This is a genomic window from Vibrio paucivorans (assembly GCF_054053395.1).
Genome location: NZ_CM133231.1, coordinates 647,920 through 660,807, shown reverse-complemented (window position 1 = coordinate 660,807; position 12,888 = coordinate 647,920). Strand labels below are relative to the sequence as shown.

The following is a 12,888-nucleotide window of genomic DNA, read 5'->3' as shown; positions in this document are numbered from 1 at the left end:
AGAAAGCTCTGGCGCGGGATTTCGAGTTTCTACGCTGTTTCTGATTGTGCGCCAGTGGTGTTTTTAGCACCTTGGCTCACTTCCTGTACTGCCATAAGCACACGCTCAGGAGTCGCAGGGGTGTTCAATTTAGGGATTGCGCCATCAACGGCTACAGAGGCCACTGCATCTTTCAGTGCGCTCCAAACCGACATGCCAAGCATGAACGGAGGCTCACCAACCGCTTTCGAGTTGAAGACGGTGTCTTCAGGGTTGCTGCGGTTTTCTAGTAGATGCGTTCTAAAGTCGATAGGCATATCCGCAATGGCTGGAATCTTGTAACTTGCAGGGCCGTTCGTCATTAAGCGGCCTTGCTCGTTCCAAACTAGCTCTTCGGTCGTTAGCCAACCTGCACCTTGCACAAAGCCACCTTCAACCTGACCGATATCGATCGCTGGGTTTAGTGATGCGCCTACATCGTGCAGGATATCAACGCGCAAGATTTTGTACTCACCAGTGAGGGTGTCTATGATCACTTCAGAACAAGATGCTCCATACGCGTAATAGTAGAATGGGCGTCCACGTGCTTTTTCGTGATCGTAGTAAATCTTAGGTGTACGGTAGAAACCGGTGCTCGACAGTGAAATCTGGTTAAACCAAGCGAGTTGAACGAACGCTTCGAATGTCATGATTTCATCGCGAATTTGAATCATACCGTTCTTGAACACAACTTCTTCTGGCGACACTTTGAAGTGCGCAGACGCGAAGTCAATCAAGCGCTGCTTAATGGTTAGGGCTGCGTTTTGCGCGGCCTTACCGTTGAGGTCGGCGCCCGATGAGGCTGCGGTCGGTGATGTGTTCGGAACTTTGTCTGTGTTTGTAGCGGTGATCTGGATACGTTCGACATCGACTTGGAACTCCTCTGCAACAATTTGTGCCACTTTGATGTTCAAGCCTTGGCCCATTTCCGTACCGCCGTGATTCAAATGAATACTGCCATCGGTGTAGATATGGATTAGAGCACCTGCCTGGTTCAAGAAAGTCGCAGTAAACGAGATACCGAATTTCACAGGTGTGATTGCAAGGCCTTTCTTCAGAATAGGGCTTTGCTTGTTGAACTCAGCAATTTCTTTACGGCGAGCGTGGTAGTCACTGCTTTGTTCAAGTTTTTCGGTGATCTCAGGAAGAAAGTTGTCTTCAACGGTTTGGTAGTAGTGCGTAACATTGCGGCCTTCTTCACCATAATAGTTCGCTTTACGTACTTCCAACGGATCTTTTTTCAGGTAGCGAGCAATTTCGTCCATGATGTGTTCAATAGTCATCATGCCTTGTGGGCCACCAAAACCACGGTAAGCGGTGTTAGACGCTGTGTTTGTCTTACAACGGTGACCAGTTACTGTTGCATCACCAAGGTAGTAAGCATTGTCAGAGTGGAACATTGCACGGTCTACAATTGAGCTCGATAAGTCTGGTGAGTAACCACAGTTACCTGACACCACAATGTCCGCACCTTGAATCACACCATTGTCATCAAAACCTACTTTGTATTGGTTGTAGAACGGGTGACGTTTACCTGTTTGCTGCATGTCTTCGTTACGAAGTAGGCGCATTTTGGTTGGTCGACCGGTTAAGCGAGCAATCACGGCAGCCATACAAGCTGGAGAGGCTGCTTGGGTCTCTTTACCACCGAAACCACCACCCATACGGCGCATATCGATCACGACTTTGTGCATTGGTACGCCTAGAACTTCAGACACCAGCTTTTGAACTTCCGTTGGGTTCTGAGTTGAGGTGTAAACAATCATGCCGCCGTCTTCTGTTGGCATAACGCTACTGGTTTGTGTCTCTAAGTAGAAGTGTTCTTGACCACCAACCTCTAGGTCACCTTCGATAACGTGTTTTGCATTCGCCAGTGCTTTGGCTGAATCACCGCGCTTTTGCTGGTGGCTTTCGGTCACGAAGTGCTTTTTAGCCAGAGCTTCTTTAACATCAAGAATTGCTGGTAGTGCTTCATATTCGATGATTGCTGCATGTGCGGCTTTTCGAGCCGTTTCTAAATCGTTTGCGGCTACCGCAATGACAGGTTGGCCGTAGTATTCTACTTTGCCATCAGCCAGTAGAGGGTCGCCCGGCAAGATTGCACCAATGTCTAGTTGGCCAGGTACGTCTTCAGCGGTAATCGCAATCGCGACGCCTTCAAACTCGTAACAAGGCTCTAGGTCGATCTTAGTGATCTTCGCGTGCGCTTGTGTTGATAGGCGAGCGTATACGTGTAATTGGTTTGGAAACTCTAGGCGGTCGTCAATGTAAACCGCTTCACCTGTTACCTGCTTAGGTGCACTGTCGTGCTTAACGCTTTTACCTACGCCGGTTTTCAAGTCTTGTTTAGCGACAGCCACCATTTCCTCGTGGCTCATCGAGTTGTGGTGTGCATTAGACATAAGACGTTACCCTTGTTTCGATTTGGTTGTTCTTGTTCTGCGTTTCGATGTAGTAGCGACGCAGCATGTTCGCAGCCGTAAGTGAACGGTACTCTTGGCTCGCACGGAAATCAGAAAGCGGCTCGAAGTCGTTGTACAATTCAGCCATGGCTTTTTGAATCGTTTCGTCGTTCCAAGCTTGGCCTACCAGTGCAGCTTCACAGCCATTGGCACGTTTCGGTGTAGCCGCCATACCGCCAAAGGCGATGCGCGCTTGTGTTACCACGCCATTATCAATTTGGATGTCGAAAGCACCACATACTGCTGAAATGTCATCATCCAGACGCTTAGACAGCTTGTACGCTTTGAACGTATCCTGCGTAGGTTTCGGAATGATGATTTGCTCGATGAATTCGCTCTCTTGTTGTGCGGTCACTTTGTAGCTAATGAAGTAATCTTCGATTGGCATTGTGCGCGACTCGTCACCACAGCGCAGTTTGATCTGTGCATCAAGCGCAATCAGTAGCGGTGGGGTATCCCCGATTGGTGATGCGTTCGCAACGTTCCCACCAATTGTGCCTTGGTTACGTACTTGCAAAGACGCAAAGCGGTGCAACAGCTCACCAAAATCTGGGTAATGCTTTTTCAATAGCGAGTAAGCATCACTGATTGGTAGGTTTGCACCGATCACTAGGCTGTCTTCTGTTTCCTCACAGATCTTCATATCTTCTACAAGGTTGACGCTGATCAGCGTTTCAATCTCACGATGGAATTGAGTCACTTCTAGTGCCAAGTCTGTACCACCGGCAACCAATTTCGCACTTGGGTGCGCTTTGAATAGTTTCGCTAACTCATCAGTAGATTTCGGTGAGAATGCGGTTAGGTGGCCGTAGCGAAGGCTTGCCTCTTTATCTTGAATGCTTTCCAGCTTTTCAATGGTGCGGCGTTCAAGTTCTGCAAATTGGTCTAGCAGTGGTTTTTCAGTCGAAAGAGACAGCGCCGCATCTACGATAGGGCGGTAGCCGGTACAGCGACATAAGTTACCTGCCAGAGATTCCATTACATCTTCTTTGTCCGCGTTTGGCTTATTCTTGCCAAGCGCAAACATCGACATGATGAAGCCCGGAGTACAGTAACCACACTGAGAGCCGTGGAAGTCGACAACGGCTTGCTGAACTGGGTGCAGTGATTTGTCTTTGTTTTGTAGATCTTCTACGGTGATTAACTGTTTACCGTGAAGGGCTGAAACAAACGTAAGACAAGAGTTCACTGAGCGGTACTCTAATTGACCGTCAACCAGTTCACCCAATACTACGGTACATGCACCACAGTCGCCTGAACCACAGCCTTCCTTGGTACCTGTTTTATTTATCTTGGTGCGAAGGTAGTTCAACACCGTCATATTGGGCGACAAGTTCTCTTCTTGTCTGATTTCTTGATTGAGTAGGAAAGTAATCAAGAGACCTCCTTGTACATTGACACTATGATTCCAATATTATTTTTCTGACCTTTGGGTCAATAATTGGATAATTTGACCTGAAGGTCAACTATTTATTTACAAAAATGCAACAACGAAGATTGTATTACTTTTTTGTTTTGCTCTAGTGTCTACATAACTTTATGTAATATATTAACTTTTTGTTAAATCTTCCATGTTTAAATAATTGCAAAAAATTTAACCATGTTTACATAATTGTATGCAATTTTTGGAGGGTTTGCAGATGCTCAAACTTGAGTAAAAACTCAAATTTAAGCGTAAGAATTAAGAGTATTGTCGATAGGGCTACGTGCTTTTTGAACGGTAAACCACGAGTGAGATTACCAACACAATGGTAGAAAGCGAGATACCAATAAAGATAGGGAAGTTTGGAGAATAAGTGGATGTGACCGCAAGGAGCGACGCTAACCCGTAACCAAGGGTGTGAGACATAGAAATGAATCCAGACGTTGCCCCCGGAGCATCGGGGTTTTGTTCGGTCGCTCCAGCAGTATAGGCGGGTACAAGTAACGCCGCTCCACTAAACGCAATAGCCATCGCCGCAACAAATACCCAGACGTTGGCCGATAAAAACAGGGTTAGCCCCAATACCATAGCGCCAGCACCGAACTGATACATGGTTTTTAACGAAACACGTTTTTTCTTGATCACCAAAACTTGAGTGCCAAGTGTGAATGCCGCCCCAACGGTTAAGAGTACCCCAATCCAGTCACTGATTTTGCTGGTTGGCCATTCGGTTACGCTACCAATCAAAGGTGAGAAGTTGTACTGAAGCAGCGCAACCACAGTACACAGCAGCAGTCCTGATGTGAGGTAAGGCAGCAAAGAACGTTCGGGCATCGATAGCCATGAGGGTTTAGTGTGGGTGTCTGTTGGCTCCTTTTTCTCGAAGGTGGGAGAGGGCAGCCAGAATGCCGCCAACAGCGCGATAGCAGGAAGGATCACCATCATTATTAGTGGCGCGAAAGGGGAGATCTTCAATAGAAATATCGACAAAATCGGTCCAACTAATCGACCAGTACTTAAGCCTATACTGACGCTGGTAATAGCTTGAACTCGATTCCCTTCACCACAAAGCAAAATGGCCCAGTGCTGACTGGCTGGCACCATGCCAGCTACCGTACAACCGTATATAACCCTAGCTATGACAAGGCCTGCAAGACATAGCGCTACCCACTGCGACTCTAGGTGGCTCAACATGGTAAAGCTTACCAACATTAAGAAACTGATTGTCATTCCAAATAACGCTTGTATCACGACTCGTTTGGGGCCGGATTGGTCGCTCTGCCTTCCCCAATAGGGAGCGGCAGGCAAAAACAATAGACTGCCGATCGCAATCAGAATCGACCAAGTAGGCAGAGAAAAAGCCGAATGCTCTACCAAGAAAGGTAACGAAACCAATAAACCATTTTGTCCGATCCCCATTAATGCGGCAATGAGCCCGATGATACTGAGTTGAGTGGATGAGCTTTTTATGTCAGACATAACCGAAACCGAGTGGTTGTATATTGATTAACAGGGTGAATGAGCAAAGCAACTTGCTATTAATGATCTCTATGAAAATGATTCTCATTTGCTTGCGTCGACAAACTAACGGTTTGCTGGACTTAAAACAACCCTGAATTTAGGAAGGAAAATTTAAAAAATAGGTGAATGAAAACCTTCGAAGCATGTTAGGTGGAGTTTTTGAACATTGACGTTTTAGGCAGATTGGCGGCCTGTATCATTTGACGCTGTAGGTAAAGATTGGGCTCATCACTCATCGATAGCTTCTTTAAATGATTACTTAACGTACTGTTTTTGATGGTGAATGTGTCGGGAGGCAATATTGACTGTTGGACAATTGATGGACGAGTAAAGTAACAAAAATGGGTAGAATGTCACATATGTAGCACATAAACTGATTGCTTATAATAATGAGAATGATTATCTTTTGCGTAATTTAAAACGGAGAAAGATAATGAATCGTCATAACGATCAGCTCAATCGGATGTTGGCTAGCAACGATGCCCCTGCGGCCTGTTTTCTCAACGCGTTAGCGAGGGAATGCAACCATATCAGTTATCAGCATGGAACGACTGGTACTCAGTATCAAATACCTTTGTCCCAAGGACGTACGATTAATATTCCACTTGCTCATTATTCCTTGCTAGGAGGGCACGAATATGAGTTTCCAGCGCAGGTAACGACTGCTCAAGGAGAAGATTCTGAACTGATTACATTTCATCAGCTGATTGAACTCATTCTTGAAGAGCCTGCGTTAGTCGGTGTTATTTCCGATCAGCAAAAACAAATATTCATCGACCGAGTGAGAGAAAGTTATACCAACACTTGCCTTGCGGCCGAGGGCAGCCCCTACGGTGAGGCTCTGTTTCAGGGGCCGCTCAACTTTTCTACCGCCGAACAAGGACTACTGATTGGCCACTCTTTTCACCCTGCACCGAAAAGCCGAGAACAATTCAGTCAGCAAGACGCTCAGAAGTATACGCCTGAGTTTGGTGCGTGTTTCCCACTTGTTTGGTTGGCCGCTTCTCGCGATATTACTTTGGCTGGAAGTTCAGCTGGCGTGTCGGTAGATAGCCGAATTGAAGAGCTACTATGCCACGACCATGCCTTGCAGCAAGCTGTCGAGAATGTTCTTGAACGTGATGAAGTATTACTGCCAGCACACCCATGGCAGTGGCAGGTGATGTCTGAGCTAGAATCGATACAAACGTACCTAGAACAAGGCAAGCTTCGTGTTTTGGGTGAGTTTGGCGCTGAGTGGTATCCTACTTCGTCGACACGGTCCCTTTACGCACCAAACCTTCCATACATGCTGAAGTTCTCTTTAAGTGTCAAACTGACTAACTCTATTCGCAACCTTTCGCTGAAAGAGGTGATCCGTGGTACTCGGCTCAATAACTTGTTTGAGAGTACTTCGCTAAGCGAAAATCTGGGCAATGGTGAAGGGTTCCAGCTTATGCAAGAACCTGCCTATCTGGGGTTAGTTGATCTACAAGGCAACGCTGTTGACGAAAGTTTTGTGGCATTTCGTGATAACCCATTAAAGCAATCACCAGAGCAGGAAGCGGTGGTGCTTGCTACTTTAACCCAGCAAAACCCTTATGGAGGTTCCAGTCTTCTGGCTTCGAGAGTTGCTCATCTTGCAGCGCAAACATCGACCTCGATACAGGATTGCGCTGAGCATTGGTTCAGTGCTTACTGCCAACACACTGTCGTGCCATTGTTTAACCTGCAAGCAAACTATGGCGTCGTTTTTCTTGCTCATCAACAGAACATAGTGATGCAACTGGAACAGGGCTTGCCAGTTGGGATGTATTACCGTGATTGCCAAGGGACGGGCTACACCGACCTAGCGTTTGAGTTGTTTAGTGAGCAATTGTCAGATGCTAAGCAGGATGTTGAAAACTACTGGAATGAAGACAAAGTAAGGCGCTATTTCGCTTACTACCTGATCATCAACTCGACATTTAATGTGATTAGTAGCTTGTCTGCGGGATGTGACATATCAGAGGCGAAACTGATTGAAATTCTGCACGACCATTTAGCCCAATTGCTGGATTCAGGTGTGAAAGACGACAAGTGCTTGCGTTATGTACTGAATAGCGACGCTCTGTGCTGTAAGGGGAATTTCTTCTGTTATCTGCAAAACTTCAACGAAAACTCCATCCCAGATCCATCGGTGATCTATTTCGATTTAGATAACCCTCTCGCCACAGTTAAGGAGTTGAGCCATGCATGATTTCAGTACCTTTGTTTTTGAGCAAACACCACAGCCTCGTATTGTCGTCACTCTTCAGGATGGAGACATCAACCTTGATGGGATACTTGAAGGTGTGGTTGAAGATATCGATCAGCTGTTTATCCATAACCCAGAATTGCGAACGGTAGTAGTAGAGTGTGATGCGCCCAACGTAAGCCAGAAATTGAAAGCGGAGCTACCTATTTTTTCTGGTCATGAACTTCATAAGTCTGCGTTCTATCAAAGTGGTTTCAACTGGATCAAACATAAGCGCTCTGACTTGTTTCCGCTTGTAGAGGTACAATCTGATGCTCGGTATCGCCATCATCCTCTGCGTCCATCAATGCCAGAAGGTACGGTTTATCAGCGATTCGACGGCCAAGCAGAACTGAACGTTTCGTTTCGCGTATTTGATGTCAATAAAGACATGGAACGCTTCACCAAATGGATGAACGATCCACGTGTTGCCCACTTCTGGGAGCAGGCATGGAGCCAAGAAAAGTTATTGGAATTTGCCCAAGAGCGATTAGCCGATTCTCATATTGTGCCATTAATTGGTGAGTTTAATGGGCAACCATTTGGCTACATTGAAGCCTATTGGGTAGCGGAAGACAGATTGAGCCCATATTACGATGTGGCGGCATTCGATCGCGGAATTCATTTGTTGGTTGGTGAAGACGCTTTTCGCGGACCTAAGTTCTTTAACTGTTGGATGAGAGCAATTAGCCATTATTTGTTTATTGACGACGCCAGAACACAGAGAATTGTGTTGGAGCCGCGCCATGACAACCAACGCCTATTCAACCGAATCGTGCCAATGGGCTACAACAAGTGCTTTGAGTTTAACTTTCCGCACAAGCGTTCTGCGTTATTGATGCTTGAGCGTGGGGCATTCTTCGAGGAGCAGTGGTAATGGATCAAACTGCGCTTCATCAATACTGGTCGATTGCCAATCACAAGCTGGTGGCAAAAATGATCAGTGAGTTTGCTTATGAGCAAGCATTTAAGCTTGTGCCTCTTGGGAAGGGTTACTCTCTCACACTCGATTCAGGTGTGGTTTATCAGTTCATGGGCAAACCTAATATTTGGGGGCAAGTTGTCATTGAGCCTCAATCACTGATTCGGCTCGACGCAGATGGAACACCGACGTCTCTTTCTTCCGCGCACTTCATGAGGGACATTCAACCAATGTTGAACATGCCTGATGAGGCTATGGCAGAACATTTAGCAGACCTGAATGCAACACTGCTTGGTGATTGTAAGCTAATGCGTCGCAAGGAAGGCTTAACTGCTGAGGCTTTCGCTTTTCTCTCTTGCGAAGTACAGCAAACCTACTTTGATGGCCATCCAAAGTTTGCGTTCAACAAAGGCCGAAGAGGGTGGGGAAGCGATGATTTACATCGCTATGCTCCAGAGTCTCAGCGAGCCTTTAAACTCGATTGGGTAGCGGTCCAGAACGAGATTGTCCAACGCGCGACGAATGCAGATGTGAACTGGCAGCAGTTAGTCAGCAGTGCAGTAAGAGCAGCCGATCTTGACATGATGAACTCTCAGTTGGCCGCTCTAGATGTCGAGCCTGCGGAATATTGTTTCATCCCAGTGCATCCGTGGCAGTGGGAGAAAAAGCTATCCCTTTTATTTGTAAAAGAGCTAGCGGAAAAGCAATTGATTTACCTCGGGGCTCACGGTGATGATTTCTTACCGCAGCTATCGCTTCGCACGTTAAGCAATCAAACAAGGCCAAATAACTTTGATATTAAACTGCCGCTTACTGTGATGAACACCTCTTGCTACCGAGGTATTCCGGGCCGATATATTTTGGCGGGGCCAACGGCATCGGATTGGATTCACTCAGTATTTGAGCAAGATGAACTACTTCGTTCTAAACAAGCGGAAGTGTTGCAAGAGCCAGCAGCGGCATTTGCTGCACAGCAAGATTATGCAAAGCTTGAGGAAGCGCCTTATCGCTACCATGAGCTGCTTGGTGTCATTTGGCGTGAGTCGGCTCAATCGAAGCTAAAGCAGGGTGAAAGTGCCATTCTAATGGCCGCCTTGATGGAAAGCGATAATGACGGTAACCCACTGATAGAGCAATATGTTAAAGCCTCTGGCCTCTCGATGCATGGTTGGTTAACGCGACTGTTTGATGCCGTTGTTGTCCCTTACTATCACTTGCTCTGTAAATACGGTGTGTCGCTGATTGCCCATGGTCAAAATGTCACTCTAGTGCTGGAAAACAGCCAGCCTAAGAGAATATTGCTTAAAGATTTTCAAGGCGATATGCGATTGGTTGAGTCGGATTATCCTGAACAATCCACTCTTTGTGACTCAGTTAAGCAAGTGACGACAAGGCTTCCAGAAGATCTCATTATCCATGATCTGCAAACAGGTCACTTTGTTACGGTGCTGCGCTTCATTTCACCATTGGTAGAAAAACTGGGCTTCAGCGAACCCGAGTTCTATGCCTTATTGGGCGAAAGAGTGAAGGCTTATATCGATGCTCATCCCGACTACCAAAGTCGTTATCAAGCATTTGATTTGTTCAAACCGAGGATTCTACGTATTGGATTGAATCTAGCAAAGTTTCGACACAGTACTGATTCTAGCGCTTCGCGCATGTTACCTGACACGGACGACATGCTCGACAACCCACTGTATTTATCAATCAATTCAAACTAAACAGCCGAAGAGCTGAAATGGCGCTTAACGGGGTGTTAAGCGCTTAAATCAACTAATAAGGATCGTTTCCCATGGAACGCACTAACAACGTTAAATTAGATTTGGCGGGTATCGGAGTTGGCCCATTTAACCTCAGCATCGCAGCTTTATTAGCGCCAAAGCAGCAAATGAATGCAACGTTTTTTGAAAGCCGAGACAGCTTTGCTTGGCACCCAGGCCTTTTGCTCGACAATACCAACATGCAGACGATGTTTTTAAAAGATCTCGTCAGCGCTGTCTGCCCTGAAAACCCATATTCGTTTTTGTCTTACTTGGTAAAGAACAAAAAATTCTACCGATTCTTATCGGCGGAGCTGAACTGTATCAGTCGACATGAATTCTCGGACTACTTGGCATGGGCTGCGCATCAGTTGAATAACGTTCAATTTTCTACCAGAGTCGAGCACGTAGAATATAAAGGTGACCACTTTGAGCTGGAGACCAATCAAGGTGTTTACCATGCAAACAACCTTTGCATTGGTACGGGGAAAGTTCCGTCGATGCCAGATTGTGCAACACCTTTTATCGGCGACCGAGTCTTTCATGCGGCAGAGGTTGGTTTGCGAGAGCGTGACTTTACTGGCAAGCGAGTTGCAATTATTGGTGGTGGTCAAAGTGGGGCGGACATCTTTCTCAATGTGCTTCGAAGCAAATGGGGTAAAGTGGCGTCTCTTGATTGGATTTCACGCCGTTCAAACTTCCAACCGCTAGATGAAGCATCGTTTACCAACGAGTTCTTTACACCTGATTACGTGAACGCATTTGTTGGACTGCCAGCTTCAGTGAAAAGTGCTGAAGTCACGGCGCAAAAACTTACCTCTGACGGCGTGACGCAAAAGGCGTTGCTAGAGATTTATCAAGAGCTTTACCATCGATTTGATGTGCTTAAGGAAGATAAATGGGTTCGCCTATTACCACACCGTACGTTAGAGGGAATGAAAGATGTGGGCGGTCAATATCACATGACAATTGGTAACGCGTTAAGTCGCCAAAACGAGCTGCATCAAGCCGATATTGTGATACTCGCGACCGGTTTCAAAGCGCCTTATCCTGCTTGTCTAGACTCCATTCTGCCACTACTCGATTTGGATGAGCATAACCGTTACCAAATGACGCCAGATTTCGAATTGAAATGGCAGGGCGCAAGTAGCAATAAGATCTTCGCCGTCAACGCTGGTATGCATAGCCACGGGATTGCTGAGCCACAGTTAAGCTTGATGGCATGGCGTAGCGCTAGAATCATCAACCGATTAGCGGGCAAGCCACTTTATGATATTGATTCGGGTAAAGGCATGATTGAGTGGATTAGCCCTGCAACTATTGAAGAACTGGTTGAAGCGTAACGGCCTACCATAAATAACCAACTCACTTTTTAGGAAGTGAGTTGGTATCTAAACTGCTACATATTAAGTGACAATGTCATTTGTATATCTAAGGTGACACTTCACTTGGCGATTCTCCCGTCCAACGCTTGAATGCGCGTGTGAATGAACTGAGTTCAGAAAAACCAAGCTGAAAGGCTATTTCTGTCATGTTGTTATTTGGATTTTTTAGCAGCGTGAGTGCTTTCTCTAGGCGGTAGTTGTTCAATAACGTTTTGAATGTTGTCTGAGCATCAGCCAAGCGACGGTTTAGAGTTCTCGAACTGGTTAATAGCCTTTTTGCCACCAAGTCCACATTGATGCCTCTCAGAGTTTCTAACTCGTCTAGTACGCGACAAACTTGCAGTCTAATGTCATTTTTACTTAGCTTGGCCGCTTGTTCCTTTACTCTAAGTAAATTGTGCTCCATAAGCTGTTCATGAGCGAATGGGGAAACCGCCTTGAGCGCTTCGCGGTGAAAAACAATCTTCCGTATCGGACCTTTCTCGATATCCGGCACTCGATAACGTTGGCAAAACTTATCAACTAGGGCTTGGGGATAGTGATGGAAGGGGGCATACAGTCGGCAAGGAACCGATTGACCTTGATTGAGAGTCCGTAGCATTTCCAAGATTAGGCATACGACTAATGAAATACCTGTCTGAGTGACGGTGTATGAGTCAGGGGTTCGATTGTTGATGATCCACAACTCAGTGTTATCTCCGTCTTCAACGAGTGAAAGATGCGCTTGTGGAGCGAGCACAATGAAGTAATCACAAAGGTTTTGTAAGCATTGATGCAATGTTTGTGAAGACCACAGAGCAACGGAGAAACTATCAAACGTTAATGGCGTTGCACACTTTGCCGCTTCAATACTTAAGTCAAACTGGCTGTTTTCGATCAACTCTTGATGAAACTTTTGTACTACTCGAATATCGGGGTGCTTTAGGCTCGACTCCAGCAACTCTTGGTAGCTATTCAATGACTCTAACTCGACTTGATAGTTCCGACCTGCTTGTATCAACAGATCTACCCAACCCGAATGCAGATAATAACGATGATCGTTGTACTCTGAGGTAGCGCGCATTGTGGCCTCTTTGCAGCTTTTTTATTGTCTAATTAAGCCATGATTGCTGTTGTGTTTGTCATAAATATAAAAACATCAAC

The 12,888-nt window shown here is 46.1% G+C and carries 8 protein-coding genes; 4 read left to right on the top strand and 4 right to left on the bottom strand.

What is annotated here, in order from left to right:
- Nucleotides 1–29: 29 nt before the first annotated feature.
- The 3 genes from xdhB to ACXABW_RS18165 all read right to left on the bottom strand — a co-directional run bounded on the left by xdhB (nt 30) and on the right by ACXABW_RS18165 (nt 5,382).
- Complete coding sequence (gene xdhB / locus ACXABW_RS18175) at nt 30–2,420, bottom strand: xanthine dehydrogenase molybdopterin binding subunit (protein WP_265688375.1); 2,391 nt, start codon at nt 2,418–2,420, stop codon at nt 30–32.
- The gene (gene xdhA / locus ACXABW_RS18170) at nt 2,413–3,858 is read right to left on the bottom strand and encodes a xanthine dehydrogenase small subunit (protein WP_286036683.1); all 1,446 of its coding nucleotides are present in this window, start codon (nt 3,856–3,858) and stop codon (nt 2,413–2,415) included. The genes xdhB and xdhA overlap by 8 nt, the downstream gene beginning before the upstream one ends.
- Nucleotides 3,859–4,182: 324 nt before the next feature.
- Nucleotides 4,183–5,382 (bottom strand): MFS transporter, encoded by a 1,200-nt coding sequence (locus ACXABW_RS18165; RefSeq protein WP_457526763.1) that lies wholly within the window; start codon nt 5,380–5,382, stop codon nt 4,183–4,185.
- A gap of 475 nt (nt 5,383–5,857) precedes the next feature.
- Between ACXABW_RS18165 and ACXABW_RS18160 the strand changes: the two genes are divergently transcribed.
- The 4 genes from ACXABW_RS18160 (at nt 5,858) to ACXABW_RS18145 (ending at nt 11,703) form a co-directional block, all read left to right on the top strand.
- A complete protein-coding gene (locus tag ACXABW_RS18160; protein WP_457526761.1) occupies nt 5,858–7,642 on the top strand; it encodes an IucA/IucC family protein in 1,785 nt (594 codons plus the stop codon).
- A complete protein-coding gene (locus ACXABW_RS18155) occupies nt 7,635–8,555 on the top strand; it encodes a GNAT family N-acetyltransferase (protein ID WP_457526759.1) in 921 nt (306 codons plus the stop codon). Before ACXABW_RS18160 ends, ACXABW_RS18155 begins: the two co-directional genes overlap by 8 nt.
- Nucleotides 8,555–10,321, top strand: coding sequence for an IucA/IucC family protein (locus tag ACXABW_RS18150; RefSeq protein ID WP_457526758.1), 1,767 nt, complete (start codon nt 8,555–8,557; stop codon nt 10,319–10,321). Before ACXABW_RS18155 ends, ACXABW_RS18150 begins: the two co-directional genes overlap by 1 nt.
- A 71-nt stretch (nt 10,322–10,392) precedes the next feature.
- Nucleotides 10,393–11,703: a lysine N(6)-hydroxylase/L-ornithine N(5)-oxygenase family protein gene (locus tag ACXABW_RS18145; protein ID WP_457526756.1), complete on the top strand. Its 1,311-nt coding sequence runs from the start codon at nt 10,393–10,395 to the stop codon at nt 11,701–11,703.
- An 88-nt stretch (nt 11,704–11,791) separates the two neighbouring features.
- On the opposite strand, the gene ACXABW_RS18140 is transcribed toward ACXABW_RS18145, so the two are convergent.
- On the bottom strand, nt 11,792–12,808 hold the full coding sequence (locus tag ACXABW_RS18140; protein ID WP_457526754.1) for a helix-turn-helix transcriptional regulator: 1,017 nt from the start codon (nt 12,806–12,808) through the stop codon (nt 11,792–11,794).
- Nucleotides 12,809–12,888: the final 80 nt, after the last annotated feature.

Excerpts from the sequence above, each read along its gene's own strand:
- xdhB (WP_265688375.1), bottom strand. The coding sequence starts at position 2,420 with ATGTCTAATGCACACCACAACTCGATGAGCCACGAGGAAATGGTGGCT.
- ACXABW_RS18165 (WP_457526763.1), bottom strand. The coding sequence starts at position 5,382 with ATGTCTGACATAAAAAGCTCATCCACTCAACTCAGTATCATCGGGCTC.
- ACXABW_RS18160 (WP_457526761.1), top strand. The coding sequence starts at position 5,858 with ATGAATCGTCATAACGATCAGCTCAATCGGATGTTGGCTAGCAACGAT.
- ACXABW_RS18155 (WP_457526759.1), top strand. The coding sequence starts at position 7,635 with ATGCATGATTTCAGTACCTTTGTTTTTGAGCAAACACCACAGCCTCGT.
- ACXABW_RS18150 (WP_457526758.1), top strand. The coding sequence starts at position 8,555 with ATGGATCAAACTGCGCTTCATCAATACTGGTCGATTGCCAATCACAAG.
- ACXABW_RS18145 (WP_457526756.1), top strand. The coding sequence starts at position 10,393 with ATGGAACGCACTAACAACGTTAAATTAGATTTGGCGGGTATCGGAGTT.
- ACXABW_RS18140 (WP_457526754.1), bottom strand. The coding sequence starts at position 12,808 with ATGCGCGCTACCTCAGAGTACAACGATCATCGTTATTATCTGCATTCG.